A 22,178-nucleotide genomic window follows, 5' to 3' on the forward strand; every position below is an offset into this window, starting at 1 on the left:
ATTCTCATTAGATAGCACACTTATAAATGTTATTGTGTCAAAAAATAATTAAAATCAGTAGCTTTAATTTTTATGGTTTAGCAAAAAGTGGGGAGATTACAGATATGCTAACGAAAAATTTAAACAGAATGTACCTATTTTTAACGATTATTTACCCTAAATAGCAACTAGGTAATATGTCCTGCTACCTTTTCATACAGAGAATCTAATCTCTCATAATAAGATGTTTTGTTGTATTTACAGTTTAAGACTAATCTATAAACAGAATGATGATTAACAAGGATAAGTTACATGACCTTTAATCCACTTAAAATAACTACACTTTCATCAATATCTTTATTAGCTATGGTAAGTGTTAATTTATCTGCAGCTTCTTTAAATGGTCTCAGTCAATACAAGGGCTCAGGAAGTATTACCCAAGGCTTAGCTAAAACAATTGAACCGAATATTTTTGACTGTAAAAGCGGGCGCAGTCGCATGGCTGGTATTGGAGAAATTTCCGATTCAAAAGGTAAAGTATGGACTGTGCCTGCTTCAAACCACTTTACTACAGCTCCAAAAGCAATCGATTTATATGAGCAATGTGCAGGCATCACTCACAGCAGTATTGCTGATGTCAATCAAGCTGATGTGCCACTCGTTGTTGTTGACCCTGATGGGGAAGAAATTACTGGCTATTTTTTTGCTGACAATTATTTTGAGCTATATATCAACGGCAAAATGATCGCAGTTGATACCGTTCCTTTTACGCCATTTAATTCAAGTCTGGTTAAATTTAAAGTAAGTAGACCCTATACGATTGCAATTAAAGTCATTGATTGGGAAGAAAACCTGGGATTGGGAACAGAAAAGAATCGAGGTAAAGCTTATCACCCTGGTGATGGCGGTTTTATAGCAAGTTTTAGTGACGGCACTGTCACTAATGCAGATTGGCAAGCGCAAACTTTTTATACCTCGCCTATTTATGATTTGATTTGTTTAACAGAATCTAAAGGTAAGCGTATGTCCAATACATGCAGTACACTAGGGACTGATGAAGGACAAGATGCTTTTGCTGTTCATTGGCAGACACCGAATAACTGGATGACTAAAGAGTTTGATTCAAGTTTGTGGCCACAAGCAACGCTATACACAGAAGATGAAATTGGTGTAAAAAATAAAAAAGCGTATATGAACTTTATTGATAAATTTAGCGGTGCTGGCGCCAGTTTTATTTGGTCAACGAATGTAGTACTCGATAACGAAGTATTATTAAGATACACAGTAAAATAATACGCTTAGGTTATTTTAATCATACCCACAAGGAGTGAGATGATGCTCCTTGTGGTATCGTTAATTTATTCATCAGGCACATTCCAACGTTGAGTTTCAAGCCACTATCTCAGATAGGTACTATTGTAAAAAAGCGACAATATCCTTAACACTCTTTAGCGCTTCAAATCTGTGATAATTTCATACTATCTGTTCAGCTACCTAGGTCATGCACCGATTAATTTTCTCGAGCTATTTGAGAATAATTTTTGAAATATGAGTGTAAGTAAGACACTTGCCAAAATAGAGCCAACTAAACTACCGAGCCCATATAAACCTATTTCGAATATATTTCTGTCAGTTATTAGCCAGTTTTGAGCTACATAAATAATCCAGCCCATAAAAAATACATGTAAAAAATAAACTGAAAACGCCATATCACCTAACAAAGTCACCAACGATAAGAATGAGATTTGCTTTGGTGTCTTTGCAGATTTAGGTTTTTCTGTTGCTAAATACAACCCAACTAACACAACACCTGTAATAATCAATTTTTGCAAATAGATTAATGACTGCCTAACAGAAAACCAACCAGTATCGTAAAAGTCGAAAAAATAACTAGCGATAATCGCTGCACTCAACGCCACTAATAACAATAATAAGCTTTTGATGTGTAGATTAATCAAATCTAAAATTCGCTTAAAATGACAGCCGAAGAACAAGCCTGTTATGTAGGCACCAGCAAAATAAAAAAACGTTTGTAACTTAATAAAGTCAGGAAATGGACTACGTGAAATGACCAAAGGGATCAGCATAATGGTCAATGTAAGCCATTTATATTGAGGATTGCTAACCAGTTGCCATAACAATGGCGTTAATAGATATAGCACCATTAACACGGGGATATACCACAAATGAATTGACGCTTTTCCTAACAACAAACTGATGAAAAATTCATTTTGAGGCATTTCGCTTTGCCAACCCCCATAAAACGAAAAGTAAAATACCGATACTGCAATATAGGGTAAAATTACATGTAATAACTTGTTCGTATAAAACTGTTTCCAGGAGCGTTTTGCTAATACCATGCTAAATAGCATTCCAGAAATAAGTGCAAAATAAAGCGTTGAGCCATGAAACAACATTTCAGTTATCGAAAAAAGAACCTTAAGTCCTATCGAGTCTAACGACCCTGTCCAAAAAATCATAAATGACCAAGCATGTGCGCCAACAATTGCAATAATGGCTAAACCTCTAAACAAATGTAGAGGCTGATTAAAGCTTGTTTTAGTTTGGCTATGTTTATTAAGTGCTAGTTGGTCGAATATTCTGTATAGCTTTGGCATGTTTCCATCTTAATTAGCAGTCCCTTAACTTACTAAGCTAGCGGCTGTACCTACAATATTCAATTACATACGATTGCAGGTAATTTCTTTTGTTCTCCTATTTATTTTTATCAGTGAGCTAACAACATTATTCCGTTCATCAGGGCTTCTGCTTTAAGGAGTCAGGGATGATCAGCTAATGCGACTTGAGGGTAATATGGTGGAAATTAATACTGGTAAAACACTAGTATGAAATTTTATTATGCTGCCTAGTTATTATTAATTTCAGCTATTTTTCTCAAATATCTTTACAGGTTCAATGATAAACTTCACTGTGCAACAATGCGTCACAGGCTAATTTGAATACTGTCACCTTTAATACTGCCACTCTTAATACTGCCACTCTTAATACTCCATATTGAATACTGTCACCCATCTGATTCAATTGGATACTTTACTAATTCTGCGTCATTTAGTTAGGTTAAATTTACCAAGACACACTTGTCACAAGCTATTAACATAGGTAGCATCGAGCCATAAAAATATTCAATTATGCACAATAGGATTTCCCAACATGGAAAGTGGTATCCCGCCAAATTCTCAAGTAAATGATCAAGTAATCAACCAAACAGAGACTGAGCAAAGGTTAGCTACCAGAGAACATCAAATTGACAACCTCATCGTTCAACAATTGGCTAAAAAACCTTGGTATCAGAATCCTGAAATGATTGTTGCTTTTTCTGCATTAGTCATTGGCATTGTGACCACTTTTACCTCGATTTATTCGGCAGCAATCGATCGGGCATACGCTAGAGCTTCAGTTTGGCCCAGTGTTGAAATAGCTAGAGGCTATGGTTACGATTCATTTAGATATATTGTTTCTAACAATGGTACAGGACCAGCGGTCATCAAGTACGCTAAGGTAACCCACGATAAAAAATATCTATCCCAATGGGGCGATATCAATGTATTCGAAGAGGTTACGCAATCTCACATAGGAAAAACGGTGTTATCTGCGCAAAAGACGATCACGCCAGTGCTGTACAAAGGTAATAAAGTTGATGATATTTTAAAAGCGGATAATTTAATTTCGATAGAGCTTTGCTACTGCTCTATTTACGACGAATGCTGGATTGTGAATCGTGATAATAATCCCATGCCAATTGAGCAATGTGTGATTGATGATAAGTACAAGTTTTTACAATAATGAACTCAACTCATTCATCTGAGTAAATAAAACTCATCGAATTAAATTTAACATAAAAATTGATAATAACTTATTGTCAGACTCAATGGCTCTAAGTTATTTCTCTAAACCACTCATTACTCCACGGAAGGTGTAAATTGAAAAAGTTATTCGTTTTAATCGTTCTTTATGCGTTATATCAAAATTGGGATGCCATAACCAATAACACGAACAAGCCCGCTTTTGCAGCCGACAATGTCGTGGTGATGTACTCAACGGACTGGTGCGGTTACTGCAAGAATGCACGTCAGTTCTTTAATGACAATAACATCGCGTTTGCTGATTATGATATTGAAAAGTCTTATGATGCTAATGAGCGCTATGAAGCATTAGGTGGGCAAGCGATTCCCCTTTTACAAGTCAATGGCGTGATTATCCGTGGGTTTCAACCTCGTAAGATTGTTGCTTCATTGCATTAAGCCGTGCTAGATGCTTGCACTTGCAATAACGCTATGATTTCATCCGTTACTTGAATCATATTCTTCTGAATATTTTCGGATAGTAATTTTAGGTTATTAAAATCTGGTTTATTGATTATTACAGCTTCAATAATTGAATATTGAAGCATTTCACTGTTCTTTTTATTCCACTTTGTTGATTTTAACCAGTTCCAGTATTCTTTTTGAACTGGAATAGTATTTCCTCATTTGGGGATAACCTAAAAGTTTCCCCCTCAAGTTCCATGGTTGCAATACCGGATAATATATAAAAGAATTGCTCAGCTTTGACATGGAAATGGCGAGACTCAGCACAACCCACAGGAACTCGTTCCTGGATTACACTTAAGCTATCTGATTTTACAAGGTGCCAACCATCACATTGATTACCCCAAGTATAATGTTCAGCTGATTGATGACTAATGACGGTCAAGCGTGCTCCTTAAAATAAAACGCTACGTTAAACGCAGCAATAATCGAAAAATTATTATGAAATAAATTATGAGACAAAATAACAGTCACAGTAGATTTTTAGATTAATGACCTTGTTAATTCACAATTACACCAATACTAATGAAAAACAACTTAACCACATGAGTTGAATACCATAAGACATACGTTGATGAATGCCAGGGTTACTTTGAGATTTTACGGCTTTTGCCATAGTGAATAGATAATAAATAGCAGCGATAACAGAAACAACTGAAAAAATACGGAAATATAGAGGGATCATTATTGTTGTTGGACTTATAGCAACTAAGACTGGTGCTACAACTAACGAAAGTAACATAATGAAACCGTCCCAAGAATGTACCTTACAATTAAAAGTTGGATTCTTAGTAAATGGATCAGCGTCCATAGGAAAGTAACCTGCAATCCAAGTACCAATGCCATGAACTATTACTAACCCACCAGCCACATTAACTAAGATTGATACATTTGAGAGTTGCGCCAGATACCAACCGAAAAAGCAAAATAGAAAACCAAGAGGATAATTGTTGATTATGGGAGACAATTTTTCTGTTGGGCTACCAGTTGCCCCTAATTCACTGCAAAATTGTTTAGAATGATTGTAACCATCGTAAAATCTGCTTACTACGTATACACCCATGAAAATCCAAACTGTTGCAATTAACCCTGAATAGATCGCAATACTTTCAAACACCACTAAAACCCTTTTTGTAAACTAACGCGCGTTAAGAGCACGAAATAAAGTAAACTAAACACCTAAAGATTCAAAAAAATCAGATATTTACCTGTTGATTGACAGTTTATTAGCTGATATTTGTGTAACACCTTGTTCTGCGCACCATTCTTGTAGTGCTTCCTCAGTACGTTTTGATTCATATTTATACCATTCTTCAATTTTATCAGCGCTCTCTAGTAACGTTTTGAACTTTGCATAAGCACCTTTACGATTAAAGATTGAACGTACATTTTCATATTCTGTAGGTAAGTGTTCTAGCGTAAAATCGAAAGCGAGATTATTACCAAGGTTTAATTCTGTTTTATGAGGGATTGCCAAGTATTTTTCATCATTAATATCGGCTGGTAATTCTTCTTCATTATCACCAAACTCAGAATAAAAATATGTTTTGCCTGATTCTTTACAAATGTAGCCCTCATGATCAAAAGGAGCACCAAAATTGACGAGTTCAAATAGATCTAAAACGTCGCTAAATTTTATATTCATGCTGACCTCTGATGTGTGATTTAGTAGCTAACACCCTGTTAATTCGTTAAAAATAGTTGTAAAAATAGCAACCAAGAAGAAAAAACTGTGATTTATCAATTAGAATCAGTTGTTAACTTATTATGTTTTTCACGTTAGAGTAACTTCTAAGTTCCTGCTCATAAGTCACAACAGTCCATCCCATCTTTCTAGATTATCTGCTTATGTTATTCAAATGACGCTCTACTTCTTTGCATGCTATCTGCTACAAGAGCTTTTATAAAGAGCAAATTACAAGCGTCATTGACAGTGTAATTAGTTTAATTGACTTAAGCCTTCATAGCTTGATTCATACCTTACTGCTCTGAACACTTCTGAACCTACGTTATATTCCCACGTAATATTGAAGTTTTTGTCGTACTCAAATAAACGGCCTTCTGTCCCTTCACACACGAGCGTATTACCATTGGTTAATCTTTGTGCACCTGAAATTCGCGATGCATAAAACTCACCAGTCACACCTTCGCTATAACTGCTGAGCATTTCACTTTCAGTACAATCATTTTCTGCTGAACAAAACTCATCGACTGATGAATAATCGCCTTCGGGTCTGTTAGTCCCATTATTGAAGACTAAGATATTGCCTGCCCCAGCAAGCCCTTCATCAATCCATTGTGCGTCATGCTGTACAAACAATGTTTGTTCACCTGTACTCTCATATGCAGCAGGATTACCGATACGTGAAACGATTCCTTGAGTTGAATCTTGATGGTTTATAATCCAGTACTCATTAAAGTTATGCACGCTTAACAAAATCTGATCTGTATCCACGTTGTAATCTACCGAATTAATATGGGTCCAGTCTGAAGAGCCGACACCATTAAAGTAATTAAGGTTAATTTTGTCACTGTGCGCCGCTATGTCTGAAACAAAAGAATCGCTAATTTCTTCATCAACATTTTGCACGATATGATCCCAAACACTCCAACGCCAGACTGTACCTCCATCAATACAAGGATTACTGCTACTAGCACGGCAGATTTCATATACCGCACCAGCCCATAGTGAATCATCAGCGACTTGTGTTCGCCCTAGTGCTAGGGCTTCCTCTGCAGTTTTTGCTTCCCAAACTATGGCAAGGATATTGCCATTGGGTAACACTTCTACATCGTGATGACTTAAATATTGTTCAGTTGACAGACTAGTACTCCATGCTGGATTACTGTCCCAATCCAGTATTTCGATAATCCCACCTGTTCCGCCCGCCATGTCAGCAAAAACAGGATCGATATTATCGCTAGTACCAGTGCGTAATAACGTGCCATCTTCTAAAAGGTAGACTGATAATCCAGGGCGGTAATTACTTTGCCAACTATGAACAGTTTCACCAAGTTCATTTATAAGGTAAGTTTCGGTAGATTTTAACGGTGAGAATAAAGTGAACTGCTGGGTATCAGTGCTATTGGATTCGATATCTCGAACACAACGGACTTTATTATTACTCCGTAAGATATCACCCTGAGGCCCTTTATAATAAAACACCCCGTCTGTTCCTTGTGCTGATGTTGCGCCAGGTTCACTAGCAACATCAAGTTTATCGTTACTTCGTTGTGAGCCTGCGCCATGAACATCTAAAATCGTACTTTGCATGTAACCTAAAGCTCGACCAAATGACACGTAGACTGCATTACTGCCGTCACCGTCGTTATCAACGTGTGTCGTTGACGCCCAGTAGTAGCCCCAATCAATAACACCTTCTTCATTCACAAACGAGGTACTATTAAATATGCTGTTTATAGCTGCTTGGTTGTGGGTATCTGGCGAAACAGTGTAATCAACAATACTTTGTAGTTCTTTTGCATTAGGCAGACGCCAATCAGTTTGGCTTGCTGTTGTAGCTGTTTGGCACTGTTGTACTGCATCATCCCAATTGTTCGAGTCAGTGTCGGTTTGCTGCCACATTAAGCCTGTTGCATTATCACTCACTGTTTTATTGTTATTATCAACAAATTGATTAACACCATAGTCTGTATTACCTGTAACACAGCGAACATAATATTCTTTTGTATCTGTCGGGTAGCCTTTAATTCTTCCGTCAACATAGTTAACACCAAACATGGTTGGGTCGCCAAACATCGTGTTGCTGACATAAAGTGTGGTTGATGCATATTGACCATCAATGATGCGATCATTCTCGGAATTTAAATCCCCAAATGCCCAATCAAAAACAGTTCCCAAAACAATAAATTTATTAATCGGTTTGATAAAAATGGCGACGGAAAAGTATCGGCATCAGAGTTTCAAGCAGGTACAAAACGATTTAATCATTTTGATAAAAATAAAGATGGTTATATCACGGCTAATGAAGCCCCAACAGGACCTCCTAAAAATACAAAATAGAACATAGAACATAGAACATAATGTTGCAGTATATATTCTAAGCTTTTGTAAAATAGAGAGTATAACTATTTACTAACACGAGATATTCACGAGGCTTTAGATTTAAATGCCCGGTCATCATTATGTGCTTATTATTTGCACATAACGATGATTTATTGTTCTGTATATTTCAACTATCTATTTATAAGCGGCTATTTTTAAGTGATTGCTTCCAAATGCCTGTTTCTAAATGCCTGTTTCTAAATGCCTGTTTCGGCAAGCCTATATTATGATTTGTTTCTATTGATGGATAGCGTTACAGATTAGCATAATGCACGCATTGGTTTTGAACTGCGGTTTGCTTAAGCAACTGAGTGAATTGCGCCTTACCACCTGCTCTTTCATCATTTAACAATTTTTCCATGTGTTGTGCTTGTGAAACAACTTGCTCCATTGCCGTTTGTCTCGCCTGTTGTTCTGATTGCCCTGTTAATACTAATTGCTCAACAAGGTTTGAGTAATTCTCGTAAACCATGCCTTTGTAATAATCCGCTTCAGTCGCCATTGGTGTATGGGAATAAATGATAGAACAGCTCACGGCTGATTCTATGTTCGCCCTAGCTTGATCGATTTGGATTACAACTGACTGCTGCGTTGAATAGCTGGCATTTGCTGCCACAGAAAAGAAAGCAAACATTGCGACCATGATTAATTTTTTCATATTTAATATACCTTTTACGTCGATGCGAGTAAGCCAGTGATGTAGTTAACTTGTACTAAGGTAACGACTTTCATCATTTATTAGTTACCTTTTTGCGCCAGTTAGTTCCAAAGATCTTTTACATTACATACCGCTTTACTGAATTAGCTAACTTGATAGCTATTTTACCTACTTTTGTTAAACCTAAGCTGAACAACCAATTAACTTATTCAATTCATGATGGTTCTTTTTAAGAAGCCTCAACGCTATCTTTGAATAAATAACCAACAGATTGTTCAAATCGAATACAAATAAACGGAAATTATTGCCAATTTTACGGGGAGGACTATAATACTGTATAAATATACAGTTACTTTTAGATGTGAAATTTATGAACGTTATTCCTATTTTAGCCAGCGCTGGGATCACCGGGTTTGAGTCCCCTGCAGCAGAATATCGACAACTACCACTCAGTTTAGATGAACTGTTAATTGAGCACCCGAGTGCCACCTTCATTGGTCAAGCCAGTGGTGACTCAATGGAAAAGATAGGCATATTTGATAAAGATATTCTGATTGTCGATCGTCACGTCAACGTTGAAAACCATGATGTAATCGTGGCTAATTACAACGGCAACTTCGTCTGTAAGCTGATTGATACCAAGCGCCGATTACTGTTGTCGGCCAATGACCATCACAATAGCGTGTTAATCCAAGAGCACGACAATTTTAGTGTTGAGGGCGTGGTGATCCGTTCAATTCGTTGCCATCGCCAAAGTCCTTTATTAGTTAATGATTAGAATGGGCGGTTAACTTATGTACGCCTTGGTTGATGCCAATTCATTTTATTGTAGCGCTGAACAGGTTTTCAGACCTGAATGGCGCGGTCGCCCTATTGTTGTGTTATCCAATAATGACGGTTGTATTGTTGCCGCCAACCGACAAGCAAAAGCGTTAGGCATTGGTAAGTTTGGCCCTTACTTTGAAGTAAAAGACTTATGCCACGAACTTGGCGTAATTGCGCTCTCCTCTAACTATGAATTATATGGTTCGCTCTCTAGTGCGATGATGGACGTCATTGGCCGCTTCGCACCAGAGCAACACATATATTCAATTGATGAATCCTTCTTATCATTTAAACAAACTTATCCTGCAATTCCTTGCTTGCTGACCCATGCGGTTGATATACGCCGCGCAGTATGGAAAGAAACTCGCTTGCCTGTTTGTGTCGGTATCGGTGAAACCCTGACCCTAGCAAAAGTGGCAAACCATGCGGCAAAAAAACTGAGTGGCTATAATGGCGTTTGTTATATTGACTCAGTTCAGCAACGACAAAATATTCTCGCTAGCATGAAGGTCACCGATGTATGGGGAATTGGTTCTCGTATAGGCAAAAGGTTACAACAAATGGGCATTCAAACTGCACTTGCCCTTTCTAAACTCCAGCCAGGGCTTGCACGAAAAAGCTTTAGCATTGAAATAGAGCGCACGGTACGTGAATTGAATGGCGAAGAATGTAAGGGCTGGGACAGTGCTCGAGCAGATAAGCAGCAAATTTTTTCGACTCGCAGTGTCGGTGAACGCATCACAGACAAAGAGGCATTACTACAAGCCTTAAGTAAGCATGCTGGGATTGCGGCAGCGAAAGCACGCAAACAAGGTTCTGCAGCAAGTAGCTTACTCATTTTTGCCAGAAATTCCCCCTATGATGAACAGCCTAGCGGTTTTAAGTATCACTACCGCTGCGCGACGCCTACCAACGACAGTTGTGAACTCATCAGTCATGCAACAAGCATTGGAAGCCAACTGTTTAACCCCTCTACCCGTTATTATAAAATCGGCGTCGGGCTGGTGGACTTATGTCCTGTACAACATTTACAAGGTGATTTGTTCACGCCGCCTAAAGATCCTGCATTAATGCAAGTTTGTGATACGCTCAATCAACGTTATGGCACTGACTCCGTCTTTGTGGCTGCACAAGGTATTGGCGGAAAATGGCATATGCGCCGCGACTTACTGACACCGCAATACACCACCAGCTGGCAAGATATTCCTCAGGTTAGTTGCCGTTAAAATAAAGCGCCTGTGCATTTATTCAATGCTGTAATAGCTCAAGCAGCAGTTGTTCGAGCTTCAATTGCTCAATCACATCTATTCAATCTACAATCATTCAACCTACAGTCATTTAATCAACAGTCATTTAATCAACAGTCATTTAATCAACAGTCACTTAATCAACAGTCACTTAATCAACGTGACTCATAAGCTGCCACTCAATAAGCAGTGTATTGACCTTATATTGCCCATTTTATACCGCTAAACAACTTGTGCGCAGCAACAAAAACAGCGCCTAAACAACACAAAAATATAACGACATAGCAACGTGAATTACACACATATGGGCTTTTACAAGCTAATATCAGCATAATTGAATAAACCTCGACTGGATCATTGTTTTAGCGGCGAAAATATAGACAATACGCACCTTCAAATTTTTATCGGATTACTGTGCGTGCCTGAGTTTGCTTTAAATCAGTTATTTTTTATCCAAGCAATTGGATTTGTGTCAATGGCTATAGGTTGGTGGGCAAATAGCCAACAGAAAGACTGCAAATTTATTCATGGCAATATGGTTGCTGCAATACTTACTGCTGTTCATTTAGGTCTATTAGGCAGTTTTTTAGGCATGGCGAATCAACTGGTTAATGTTATCCGCTTTCGTTGCTGTCAAAGCCTCAATAAAGATGATTCAATTAACTTATCCCCTTTATTCCTGACTATGCTTTTTAGCGGTGTTGCGATACTACAGGGTTTTATGTGGGCTGAACATTGGAGTGAATGGTGTGCTGTCATGGCTGCTGTAGTCATGAGTGTTAGCCTATTCTACTTTGCAGGTAGCCAGTTAAGACTCGCTATGATAGCCAGTAACGCACTGAATCTTATGCTATCAATATATTTGATGTCATGGTCAGGAATACTCTATCAAGTAATGACGATGATTATTTTATCTCAAGGCCTGATTCAGCAGTATTTACAAAGCAAATCCTATATCGAAGCGAATAGCATCGGAATGAATAGTATCGAAGCGAATAATGACTGTGTTGAGCTGGTAAAATAGATAGAAAGTGAATTGAGTGTAAATGCTTAACTCACGAAGACATCCACCATTACAGCTCGATACATAAATTCGATACTTAAGCTCAATTACTTAAACTCAGTACAAAAGCCCAGCATTCCCCTATCTCCAACTCTTATCTTTAAAATCATATCGCTACTTTTAAAGCAGCTAATTAATGCGTATTGTAATCAGCCAGAGTTAAGCAACCAGAGTGATGATCAATTAAGTTAGATCAAAAGCTTAATGGAGCATAGAAAACAATTTCATGCACGACTTTAACAAGGACACAGGAGTTATAAATGCCACATTGTATTATTGAGCACTCGACAGAAATTGATGGAAATCTGCTCGTACCGTTAGTTCACCGAGGTGCGTTAACTTCAAACTTATTTGACCCAGAAGGCAGTGATATTAAGGTAAGAGCCATCGCTTATTCACATTACCAAACCGGTGCAGTTGATATCAATTTTATCCACGTTACCTTAAAGATCCTTTCTGGACGTGATGTTGAGCAAAAATCAAAACTCACTCAATTAGTACTCGCGCAATTGAAGACCTTATCAATAAAGGATTGCTCTATTTCGGTAGAAGTTGATGATATAGACAGAGAAAGCTACGCCAAAGTCGTTGTGTAGACAAAATAACGACATAAACTAATTTGTAAGGATACAATGAAGTGAAAATATGGAAACTCGTCATCGTGACTGTGATGCTTGCTGGCTGTTCAGCTACTGAAGTACATTTATATACGCGCTATTTATCAGAGGCTGACATTGAGAAAGTCACCACGACGCTGGAACAAGCTAACTATAAAGTGACAACCAATACCCACGCTTTCCCTGATACGGTAAATCAATCAACCATCTTATATTCCCCCTTTATAAAGGATGAAACTCACCTTCAAGGACTTATTGGTTCCCTGTCTGATAATGGCTGGGTAATTCCTAACGTTGAAATGCTAAAGTCTGGAAATCACTGGTATAGCAAAGATAATGTGGGTTTATTTTTGCTGCCTGATGGCGTAAAGCCTAAAGATAAAGTCACCACACGAGATCTGGCTAGCAAATACCAAAGCAGAAATTGCGATACGTTAGTGGCTCTGGAGCTTAACGAAGATAATACTTATGAATTATCATACTCCAGTAAAGCAGTCACACACTCAGATCATCTGAAAGGCAGCTGGAAAATGAGGAGTTATCCTTATATAGAGTTAACCTCTTTAAACAGGCAATGGTGGTTTTATTTTGAAATAGAGCAGAAAATTGAAACCGATAAAATCAGTGAAGTTAGCATTATCGAATTTAAGCCTTTAAACCAATATACGTCTTTCCCTGGTTGCAGCTTTGCTAGTGGCGTAAGGATTTGATCAAATAAGATGCGAGTGAATAAAAAAGGGAGCCGAAGCTCCCTTTAAAAATAACATGTTGCAAACACTAATTAAGCTGAGCTTATAACTAGACTAGGTGCAAGCACTTATAAATCGCACTTAAACCCAACTTATAGAGCATTAAGATAGGCTTTTAATGCCTTAAGCCTGATGGTTGCGCCACCAATAATATCCATAAACCCTAAAAAGTCAGCTGGTTTATCCGCCGAGATCCAGCCTGAACCAGTAGCACCAATTGGTATGATATAACCTTCCGGCTCTTCAAACTCGATAATCACTGTACGGCCGTGACTGCTGTTGTTGTTACCCACGTGCTGTCTAACATGTTGGGTTCCTGCCATTGGGCTGATTAACGACTCGCCCGTCCCCGTAGTGACACTGTGAACACGTCCACGAAAAATCTCACCAGGAAATGCATCAACATAAAACTCTGCAAATTGACCAGGTTTAATATAGCGATAAGTTTGATCAGCAATACGCATTTCTAAAAACTTTTTAGAAGTATCATAAAGATGCATGTTACCAATACGACTTCCGACTGCAACATTGGTTATTGATAACTGACCATCAAATTGCGCTCTGATCTCACGGCGATCGTCATTCCATTTAGCAGAACTAATCTGCGCATCGAACGAACGTAACTGCGCGCGATGGGTTTCAAGCTCAGCTTTGACAGAAGCGATTTCAGCCACTGTAGATTCGATTTTAGCGTCAAGATCGTCACGGGTCATTTCACTGGCATGTTCACCTAAATTGATAACACGCTCAAAATTACGCTTATCATTATTTAACGTTACCGTTAACGAATGCATTTTAAGTTTTAATGCTTCTTTTTTAGCAAGCTCTGCCGCTTTTTGCGCTTCAAGAGAATCTATTTCTTGTTCGCTGTCTACTGATACCAGTTTATAGATTAAATCGCCTTTTTTTACCTGTTGGTTATGGGTCACATAGATTTCTTCAATCTCTTGACCAAATAAAGGACTTAACACCGCGTGAGGTGCTTTAATCGTTGAACTATCGGTTAAATCAGCTGGAGACCAAAAACGGTGTGCGGTAAAAAGCATAAATGCGATAAAAATACCTAAACCAACAGAACGAACCGCATTAGCAAGGTTCCATTTGATAACACCAAGTTTTACTAGGAGCCATATAATGAGTACATATGGGAGCATAATCTCTTTCATTTACTTGTCTCCTTTTAAGCCGTTACTAATGATGCTAGAAAGTCTGTTAGCTAATACATCCCAGCGACCGAAAGCAATAATGATGGCTAAAACCCACCAGGTTTTATCGATGAATAAGCCACATAATGATAAGGCAAACACAATTTGTGTATGTGCACTCGACATGGCCTCAGCCTTATGAACAGCAACTTCATGCAGGCGCCAAAATAGCAGCAGCGTATAACAAATAATGCCAATGGTGACCACAAACACAAAACCCATGAATAGCTCAGAATCGAGCAATCCTAAGATAGATGGATAACCATTGGCAAAATAACTTTCAGGTAATGATTTACCGTGGATCTTGGTCAACAATGAAAATAAATAGCTCAAAAGACCTAAAGCTGAAAAAGCAGCAATAACAGTGAGACTCTTCTTTAATAACCTAAACACAATGTGCTGTTTAGTTGATGCTGTAGATGCATTTTCTAGCGCTTTTGACATGTATTCTCCATAAAGCAAAGATTTGGACAAATGTATATTAACAATATTTAAATGTAAAAATGGAATAACCGATATTCCAAATGGCTTATTTACTTTGTTCGATAATGTGTTTGTGGAATAGATGGTGTAATATGAAGTTAACGTGTTCTAAATTATCGGTATATTATGGATCTTAATGCACTTAATGTGTTCATTACCCTATATAGAGCAGGCTCAACACAAAGAGCGGCTAAACAACTCGGAAGATCACAATCTTTTGTGTCAAAAGTGTTGGCGCAATTACGTGAAGAATTAAGCGATCCCTTATTCATACGCACCGCAAATGGTCTTCAGCCAACCAGCTACGCTGACAAGATTGCCCCTAAAATACAAAGTTCTATAGAACAAATCAACCTGGCTTTAGAACCTGAGTATTTTGATCCTAAAAACCTGCAATATATTACGGTTCATTTAGGCGAACCACTAATGGTCATGATGGGAAAAGATCTCATTGATGCAATTAGAGCAGAGACCTCTGCAGTAATTGAGTTAAGACAATGGCGTAAAACAAGTAATGACGGCTTAATTGATGGCTCAATTGATATTGGAATACAAACCTTAAGAGAGCGACCACAACAGCTATACCAGAAGAAAATTGCTTCAGGTTATGGCTCATTAGTGGGCAATAAAAATGGCGAGTTTATTAAGCTGATTATTGAAGACCTAAATGAGTATGTTGAGCTGTATCGCGCCATAGACGTGAAACTCAACCCAACCATTATTGTTGATAATTATAGTGTGCAACGCCAATTACTTGCCGATAATTACTCTTATCAATTTAAGCTAGAGTCAGATGATAGCCATAAAGCGATTGCTGTCGACTTAGCTGTCATTTGCAGTGCTGCGCGTCGTCATGAAGCAAAAATTTCATGGTTATCTGAGTTATGTCAAAAAGTCATGTTGCAATCTATCGCTAATAGTTAGTCCACTCGAAAGTGAGGCATTATGAGTCAGAGAAGTATTCACGCTTTATTTAAACCAAAGTCTATTGCCGTCATTGGTGCATCAAATAAAGAAAAGCGCGCTGGTCGCGTATTAATGAAGAACTTACTGGGTAGCGGATTTTCAGGCCCTATCATGCCGGTGACGCCTAAATACGACGCAGTTATGGGCGTATTGGCCTACCCTAATATTGAATCTCTGCCCATTAAACCTGACTTAGCCATCATCTGTACTCGAGCAAGTCGAGTCCCCAGTATTGTGGAAACCTTAGCGCAATTTGGTTGTAAGGTAGTCATTATCATGGCATCGGGCATGGCCAATGAATATGATGACAATGGCGTGAGTTTACTCAGTTTGACTCAGCAGCACGCTAAACGTTTTGGCATGCGTATTTTAGGCTCAAACAGCCTAGGTATGATAATTCCACCTATTGGTCTTAATGCGAGCTTAGCCCATAGCAGTGCCAAGAAAGGCAAAATCGCATTTGTGTCTCAATCCGCAGCAATTTGTACTACGGTGCTCGATTGGGCCAATAATAAAGACATTGGCTTTTCATCATTTATATCCCTAGGGGATGCATCAGATATTGATTTTGATGAGTTGCTGGATTATCTCGGTAGAGATAGCAGCACCAGCGCCATTATGCTTTATATCGATTCTATCAATGAAAAACGCCATTTCCTGTCCGCAGCCCGAGCAGCAGCGCGTAATAAACCCATCTTTGTGATTAAGTCAGGCCGTAGCCAAGAAGGTATCGCAGCCGCCATGCTACATACTGGTGGTAAAGGCGGAAATGATGCGGTTTATGAAGCGGCATTTAAACGTGCTGGTATGCTACGTGTTAATGATTTAATAGAGCTGTTTGCTGCAGTTGAAAGTTTAGCCCATTCAACCCCCCTTAAAGGTGAACGTGTTGCCATTATAAGTAATGGCGGCGGCCCTGCGGTACTCGCTGCTGATGAGCTCATAATAAAAGGCGGTAAATTAGCTCAACTATCAGAAGACACCATTAATAAACTCAATGAAATCTTGCCAACAACATGGTCTGGCCAAAACCCAATCGATATTGTCGGTGATGCCAATAGCGAACGATATACCAAGGCATTAAATATCTTGATGGACAGCCAGGAAATGGATGCCATCTTAGTATTGCATTCCCCTTCAGCATTAGAAGAAAGTGACGAAATTGCCAATAGTTTAATTGCTGCAATTAAAGCTCACCCTAATCGAAATCGACTGAATATCTTAACCAACTGGAGCGGTGAAAACTCAGCTTACCAGGCAAGAAAACTGTTTAATAAAGCGGTGATCCCAACTTATCGAACGCCGGAAGGCGCAGTGAAAGCCTTCATGCACATGGTTGAATATCGACGTAACCAAAGGTTGCTTCAAGAAGTACCGCAATCTATTCCTGATAATATCCCTGCTGATGCAAACAGTGCGAGAAAGCTGCTGCAAAAGGCGCAAAATGAGCAACGTTTCATTTTAGAAACCCATGAAACCAGCGACATTTTAAAAGCTTATGGCCTGAATACCATTCAAACTTGTTTTGCTAAAACTGCAGATGAAGCCATTAAGCTTGCCAACGAACTTGGATATCCTGTTGCGCTTAAAGTACAGTCACCAGATTTAATGTATAAGTCAGATGCTCATGGCGTCATGCTTAATCTAATCAACGATGATGAAGTCCGACAAGCGGCGCATTCAATAATAAGTCGCGTTAAAGAGATTAATCCAGATGCCAAGATTGACGGCATGATAGTGCAAAAAATGGCCTTAACAGCAGGAGCGCAGGAAGTACGGGTTTCTGTTATTAATGACCCTGTGTTTGGTCCAGCTATTTGTTTGGGTGAAGGAGGTTCTGAGTGGGATCCTACCCGTGATGCGTCAGTTGCCCTACCACCTTTGAACATGACACTAGCACGATACATGGTCATTCAAGCTCTAAAAGCGAATAAGCTTAGAGACAGACATTTGCCTTTAGGTTTAGACATGAATGCCTTGTGTGTCATGCTGACGCAAATATCGCATCTTATAATTGATTGCCCCGAAATTGCATCATTGGATTTAAATCCCGTTCTGGCAGCGGGCAAGACGATCACTTTGCTTGATGTGAATATGAAATTGAACCAAGCCGATATCGACCCTAAAACGCGCTTGGCCATCATGCCTTATCCAAAAGAGTTAGAACAAACAGCCGTCTTGAAAAATGGCTTAAAAGTCATGCTTAGACCCATTTTACCAGAAGACGAACCTAAGCATTTAGCCTTTGATAATTCACTTAGTGATGAAGACAGATACAAGCGCTATTTTGGTGTGCGCTCTCGTATGACCCATGAAGAAATGGCAGTATTAACCCAAATTGATTACGCCCGCGAAATGGCATTCATCGCTACCGCAGAGGACGATAATGGTGAATCAATCACCCTTGGCGCTGTTAGGGCATCAACTGATCCTGATAATACCGAAGCTGAATTTGCCATGGCTGTACGTGGAGATTACCAAGGGATTGGCCTAGGCAAATTATTGCTAGAAAAGTTAGTCGATTACTATAAAACTACCGATACTCCGGTACTTGCAGGCTTCACCATGTTTGAAAACCGCAGCATGGCAAATCTTGCAAAGAATCTTGGTTTTGCAGTCTCATTTGATATGGAGGAGCATTTGATCAAAATGCACATGGACATGCCTACTTCATCTACATCAAACCAAGAGTAAATGACCCTGTGATAATAAATGCTTAAACATGATTGAGTTAAGAGTGACTCAACAGATTCTAAACGGCTGAACAGGGAGCTAATAGCATGGATTTCTGTTCAGTTTGGGCAAGGATATAACGAATTTAAATCAAAACGGAATTTGACAGTACTATGATTAGAAAATGCATGATTGGCTTGCTATGTACAGTTTCATTGATTGTTAACGCAGAAAGCTATCAAACTGAAAACTTCACCATTGAATACGATAAAAACATTTCTATTAACACCGTAAAGCAGTTAGCAAACCGTGTTGATAAAAATAGAGAAGTCGTTCTATCTTATTTACAGCAGTCTTCGGTCTATGTTGGAACTCCGATTAACGAACATCTCATTATTTATGTTTCCAAAAAAAGATGCACGCCTTACCAAGATTGGAACACAATACATATCCCCGAAAAAAGAGTCCTAGCTGCTTTTTCAGGTAGCCAGTCTGAACACTCTGGGATGGCTATTATCCATGAATTGACTCACGTTTATGCCGTTAGTGCATTTAGAAAACAAAAGAAAATTGGATATGAAGATCGTTTTTATGATGACGGCCTTGCCGTGTTTTTACAGCATCGCTTTGGTGGAACACCAGAATATCCAGATTTTGGCACTGACTTATATAGGGCTGTTGCAGAGCAATCAGCAAAATATGGGAGTTTGATTTCACTGACTGAAGCAGAAGATATTAGGCATTCAGCAAAAACTGGAACCGCTAGGAAGCTCGCATATCTGCAAGAAGGTGCATTTACGCAATTTATCATTGAGCGTTACGGGTTAGATATTTATTTAAAATTATACCAAGGTGGCGAGCCACACACCTTAACGGGGAAAACATTTAGTCAATTAGAAAAAGATTGGATTGAGTTAATTAATGTATTTGCAGTTTAACTAAACTGTCGACATTAAGTGCCAATAACTACAATTGTACTTATTGGCCGTCAGTGTTAGACAGTAGTAAAAATTAGATAAGCGTAAATGATGACAGTCATAACATTCATACTAGTTTGGACGCTTAGATTATTAGCCTTTCACACAGTTTCTGCCAGATGATTTTGCTTGATACAACATATCGTCTGCGCGTTTTAATAAGGTTTCAGAATCATCCCCTGGTTGAATATTGGCAAGTCCAATCGACACGGTAATATTACCTAGTTGCTGTTTGTTTTCTTTGCCAATCGTTAGTTGCCGCGCGGCAATACGCTCTCTTATACCTTCAGCAACAGTAAATGCATCTTTAAATTCTGTGTTAGGTAAAAGAACAACAAACTCTTCACCACCATAACGCGCGACAAAGTCATTGCCTTTCACTGACTGTTTTAATGCAAAACCGACAAATGATAAAACCTTATCACCCACTAAGTGACCGTGGGTATCATTAAATGCTTTGAAATGATCAATATCAACCATCAGTAAACTGCAAGGTATTTGGTTTTGAGTGAATAAGCTGACTTGTTCCGTTGAAAATATTTCATAGGCGCGGCGATTATTTAAGGAGGTGAGCTCATCGGTCATAGCCACTTTACTGAGGTTATCCATCTCTTCTTTAAGTTGGCTCAACTCGTCCCCTAAAGTTTCAATATCGGCTTTCATTGATTGGTTATTAGAGATGACCTGCTCTATCTCTGAGCTAATATTAACGACTAGTTCATTCAGTGTTTGAGGGTTAAGCTCTGTTTGAAGCTCTTGATTAAAATGTGAGAGATTACTTGAGAAATCATCGGTACCAGAAGCAAACTGATTAATTCGATTCACTAAGCTATTAATGAGTAGTTGGGTTTCAATCTGGACATTCTCAATCACTTCAGGCGATTGCTCTTGTATGAAGTTATTGTATAAACCTTGATTGACTGAAGGGGTAAATTCAACCTCATTAGCAAGAAGACCATCAATCGCACGCTTTAAACTCAAATTGGTTTCTGAATAGTATTGATACCAAATGGCATAATTTTCAGGCGTGACAGGAATGTTTAACGCTGACATTTGCGGCACAGCCATACGTAATATTTGTGCAGAATTTTCAAGATTAGTATTCAAGAGAACATCCTATTCATCAATGTGATAATCATATTTCGAAACAGTCAATCTGCACTAGTGACCTACAAGTCGCTTTAGCAATACGCATAAAAAGTATACTTCACCAGTGTATTAAAATTATTTATTTAAGCAATGGAATTTAATATATAAAATGAAAAACATTGAATATAAAAGATATTTTAAGCTTTCATGAGGTGCGCTTATCGTAAAAGCCTTGTGAATTAAAAATAAATAAAAAAATAAAACCCTTTTTGAACCCCAAACCGTTTATATCTATAACAAGGTTTTAGTTACCAGTAATACACTAGCATTTTACAAGTGAGAATCCATATGAAAATTAGTCTTAACAGCGCATTTAAAAATCTAATCAAGTTGTCTGCAGTTGGCGCCATTGCCACTATGTCATTTTCATCTGTAGCGACTAGTCCTGTGCCGAATCAATTTGAGCGCCCTAACATGATTTCAAGTCATTCATTTACACAAGAGAGCTATCAAGAAATTGAACAAGCTAAAATGTTTCCTAAGCCTACAGAGAACCAAGTACAGCATATATTGTCGCTTTCTAAACGTGGCGATGAAGCGAGTTATAAAGTGGAAATTCAGATTGGTCAAAACAAAATGGTCGACTGTAATCAACATCGATTGATGGGCAAAATTGAAAAGCAAAACCTGCAAGGTTGGGGTTATAGTTACTATACACTTGATAAATTGACCGATGGGCCAAGTACAATGATGATGTGTCGCGAGCCTAAAACAGCAAAATTTGTGACGCTAGGGCAAAGTATTACAATTGATTATGACAGCCGCTTACCTAAGGTGTTTTATTTGCCTGAAGGTGCTGAACTTCGTTACCGTATTTGGCAAGTCAAAAGTGATTACCAATACACAGGTAATCAATAAAACAGGATTGGTGCTCGCGGTGTAGGTTAACTTACTGATTGGCAGATAAAAACATGTTAATAACGTTTAACCCGCACCACTTGCATTACTTCTATAGTAAAACCTGCAACCGTTTCTTCATCGGTGTAGTAAATAAGGCTCACTAATTGATCTTTAAGCGACTTATACTTTTTAGGTCGCTTAAATTTAAATGGAACGTCATAACCGTCTATCATAAGTGTATGCAGCACCCACTCTTCTTTCTCTCTTTGTATGTGAGAGATAACTTTAACGCCTTCTAAATGATTAAGTTTTTCATGTTTCTTTAGCAAGCCCTCAACTGCTTTGTTCTTCAT

General features: G+C 38.5%; 24 protein-coding genes. 13 read left to right on the plus strand and 11 right to left on the minus strand.

Annotation, left to right across the window (positions count from 1 at the left end; translation table 11 throughout):
* The first annotated feature begins 291 nt into the window (after positions 1-291).
* Positions 292-1,272: a hypothetical protein gene (locus LMH66_RS04500; protein WP_229368714.1), complete on the plus strand. Its 981-nt coding sequence runs from the start codon at positions 292-294 to the stop codon at positions 1,270-1,272.
* A gap of 206 nt (positions 1,273-1,478) precedes the next feature.
* Here LMH66_RS04500 and LMH66_RS04505 read toward each other — a convergent pair whose 3' ends face one another.
* A complete protein-coding gene (locus LMH66_RS04505) occupies positions 1,479-2,597 on the minus strand; it encodes an acyltransferase family protein (RefSeq protein WP_229368715.1) in 1,119 nt (372 codons plus the stop codon).
* A gap of 553 nt (positions 2,598-3,150) precedes the next feature.
* On the opposite strand from LMH66_RS04505, the gene LMH66_RS04510 reads away from it, so the two are divergent.
* Positions 3,151-3,783 (plus strand): hypothetical protein, encoded by a 633-nt coding sequence (locus LMH66_RS04510; RefSeq protein WP_229368716.1) that lies wholly within the window; start codon positions 3,151-3,153, stop codon positions 3,781-3,783.
* 137 nt (positions 3,784-3,920) lie between these two features.
* Positions 3,921-4,241: a glutaredoxin family protein gene (locus tag LMH66_RS04515; protein ID WP_229368717.1), complete on the plus strand. Its 321-nt coding sequence runs from the start codon at positions 3,921-3,923 to the stop codon at positions 4,239-4,241.
* Here the strand turns inward: LMH66_RS04515 and LMH66_RS20550 are convergent.
* From LMH66_RS20550 to LMH66_RS04535, 5 genes are all read right to left on the minus strand, one after another.
* On the minus strand, positions 4,238-4,456 hold the full coding sequence (locus LMH66_RS20550) for a DUF7000 family protein (RefSeq protein WP_420709399.1): 219 nt from the start codon (positions 4,454-4,456) through the stop codon (positions 4,238-4,240). The genes LMH66_RS04515 and LMH66_RS20550 overlap by 4 nt on opposite strands.
* Entirely contained in the window at positions 4,423-4,692 is a 270-nt protein-coding gene (locus LMH66_RS04520; RefSeq protein WP_229368718.1) for a cupin domain-containing protein, read from the minus strand. Before LMH66_RS04520 ends, LMH66_RS20550 begins: the two co-directional genes overlap by 34 nt.
* Positions 4,693-4,818: 126 nt before the next feature.
* Entirely contained in the window at positions 4,819-5,424 is a 606-nt protein-coding gene (locus LMH66_RS04525) for a DUF998 domain-containing protein (RefSeq protein WP_229368719.1), read from the minus strand.
* A gap of 87 nt (positions 5,425-5,511) precedes the next feature.
* Positions 5,512-5,952 carry a UPF0158 family protein gene (locus tag LMH66_RS04530; RefSeq protein ID WP_102527341.1) on the minus strand — a complete coding sequence of 147 codons (441 nt, stop codon included), beginning with the start codon at positions 5,950-5,952 and terminating at the stop codon, positions 5,512-5,514.
* Between the two features lie 294 nt (positions 5,953-6,246).
* Positions 6,247-8,169, minus strand: a complete 1,923-nt coding sequence (locus LMH66_RS04535) for a DUF1566 domain-containing protein (protein ID WP_229368720.1) — start codon at positions 8,167-8,169, stop codon at positions 6,247-6,249.
* Between the two features lie 12 nt (positions 8,170-8,181).
* Here LMH66_RS04535 and LMH66_RS20555 point away from each other — a divergent pair, with 12 nt between their 5' ends.
* Positions 8,182-8,331 carry a hypothetical protein gene (locus LMH66_RS20555; RefSeq protein WP_420709400.1) on the plus strand — a complete coding sequence of 50 codons (150 nt, stop codon included), beginning with the start codon at positions 8,182-8,184 and terminating at the stop codon, positions 8,329-8,331.
* Between the two features lie 295 nt (positions 8,332-8,626).
* On the opposite strand, the gene LMH66_RS04540 is transcribed toward LMH66_RS20555, so the two are convergent.
* Entirely contained in the window at positions 8,627-9,031 is a 405-nt protein-coding gene (locus LMH66_RS04540; RefSeq protein ID WP_229368721.1) for a hypothetical protein, read from the minus strand.
* A 370-nt stretch (positions 9,032-9,401) separates the two neighbouring features.
* Here LMH66_RS04540 and LMH66_RS04545 point away from each other — a divergent pair, with 370 nt between their 5' ends.
* From LMH66_RS04545 to LMH66_RS04565, 5 genes are all read left to right on the plus strand, one after another.
* A complete protein-coding gene (locus LMH66_RS04545) occupies positions 9,402-9,809 on the plus strand; it encodes a LexA family protein (protein ID WP_102527348.1) in 408 nt (135 codons plus the stop codon).
* 16 nt (positions 9,810-9,825) lie between these two features.
* Positions 9,826-11,082, plus strand: a complete 1,257-nt coding sequence (locus LMH66_RS04550) for a Y-family DNA polymerase (RefSeq protein ID WP_229368722.1) — start codon at positions 9,826-9,828, stop codon at positions 11,080-11,082.
* A gap of 439 nt (positions 11,083-11,521) precedes the next feature.
* Complete coding sequence (locus LMH66_RS04555) at positions 11,522-12,127, plus strand: YgjV family protein (RefSeq protein ID WP_324295156.1); 606 nt, start codon at positions 11,522-11,524, stop codon at positions 12,125-12,127.
* Between the two features lie 299 nt (positions 12,128-12,426).
* Positions 12,427-12,762 carry a 5-carboxymethyl-2-hydroxymuconate Delta-isomerase gene (locus LMH66_RS04560; protein WP_229368724.1) on the plus strand — a complete coding sequence of 112 codons (336 nt, stop codon included), beginning with the start codon at positions 12,427-12,429 and terminating at the stop codon, positions 12,760-12,762.
* Between the two features lie 41 nt (positions 12,763-12,803).
* Positions 12,804-13,493 (plus strand): hypothetical protein, encoded by a 690-nt coding sequence (locus tag LMH66_RS04565; RefSeq protein ID WP_229368725.1) that lies wholly within the window; start codon positions 12,804-12,806, stop codon positions 13,491-13,493.
* Positions 13,494-13,624: 131 nt separating this feature from the next.
* Here LMH66_RS04565 and LMH66_RS04570 read toward each other — a convergent pair whose 3' ends face one another.
* Both LMH66_RS04570 and LMH66_RS04575 read right to left on the minus strand, forming a co-directional pair.
* Positions 13,625-14,698 (minus strand): HlyD family secretion protein, encoded by a 1,074-nt coding sequence (locus tag LMH66_RS04570; RefSeq protein WP_102527351.1) that lies wholly within the window; start codon positions 14,696-14,698, stop codon positions 13,625-13,627.
* Positions 14,699-15,181 carry a magnesium transporter gene (locus tag LMH66_RS04575; protein ID WP_102527352.1) on the minus strand — a complete coding sequence of 161 codons (483 nt, stop codon included), beginning with the start codon at positions 15,179-15,181 and terminating at the stop codon, positions 14,699-14,701. It abuts the gene before it with no gap.
* Between the two features lie 165 nt (positions 15,182-15,346).
* Here LMH66_RS04575 and LMH66_RS04580 point away from each other — a divergent pair, with 165 nt between their 5' ends.
* The 3 genes from LMH66_RS04580 to LMH66_RS04590 all read left to right on the plus strand — a co-directional run bounded on the left by LMH66_RS04580 (position 15,347) and on the right by LMH66_RS04590 (position 19,797).
* Positions 15,347-16,144 (plus strand): LysR family transcriptional regulator, encoded by a 798-nt coding sequence (locus tag LMH66_RS04580; protein ID WP_229368726.1) that lies wholly within the window; start codon positions 15,347-15,349, stop codon positions 16,142-16,144.
* Positions 16,145-16,165: 21 nt separating this feature from the next.
* The gene (locus LMH66_RS04585; RefSeq protein WP_229368727.1) at positions 16,166-18,880 is read left to right on the plus strand and encodes a bifunctional acetate--CoA ligase family protein/GNAT family N-acetyltransferase; all 2,715 of its coding nucleotides are present in this window, start codon (positions 16,166-16,168) and stop codon (positions 18,878-18,880) included.
* A gap of 167 nt (positions 18,881-19,047) precedes the next feature.
* Positions 19,048-19,797, plus strand: coding sequence for a hypothetical protein (locus LMH66_RS04590; protein ID WP_229368728.1), 750 nt, complete (start codon positions 19,048-19,050; stop codon positions 19,795-19,797).
* Between the two features lie 132 nt (positions 19,798-19,929).
* On the opposite strand, the gene LMH66_RS04595 is transcribed toward LMH66_RS04590, so the two are convergent.
* Positions 19,930-20,904, minus strand: a complete 975-nt coding sequence (locus LMH66_RS04595; RefSeq protein WP_102527401.1) for a GGDEF domain-containing protein — start codon at positions 20,902-20,904, stop codon at positions 19,930-19,932.
* A gap of 369 nt (positions 20,905-21,273) precedes the next feature.
* Between LMH66_RS04595 and eco the strand changes: the two genes are divergently transcribed.
* Positions 21,274-21,843 (plus strand): serine protease inhibitor ecotin, encoded by a 570-nt coding sequence (gene eco, locus LMH66_RS04600; protein ID WP_229368729.1) that lies wholly within the window; start codon positions 21,274-21,276, stop codon positions 21,841-21,843.
* A gap of 56 nt (positions 21,844-21,899) precedes the next feature.
* Here the strand turns inward: eco and LMH66_RS04605 are convergent, their stop codons facing one another.
* Positions 21,900-22,178, minus strand: coding sequence for a hypothetical protein (locus LMH66_RS04605; protein WP_102527358.1), 279 nt, complete (start codon positions 22,176-22,178; stop codon positions 21,900-21,902).

It is taken from the genome of Shewanella sp. 10N.7, from assembly GCF_020806285.1.
In the GTDB taxonomy this organism is placed as follows: Bacteria; Pseudomonadota; Gammaproteobacteria; order Enterobacterales; family Shewanellaceae; genus Shewanella; species Shewanella electrodiphila.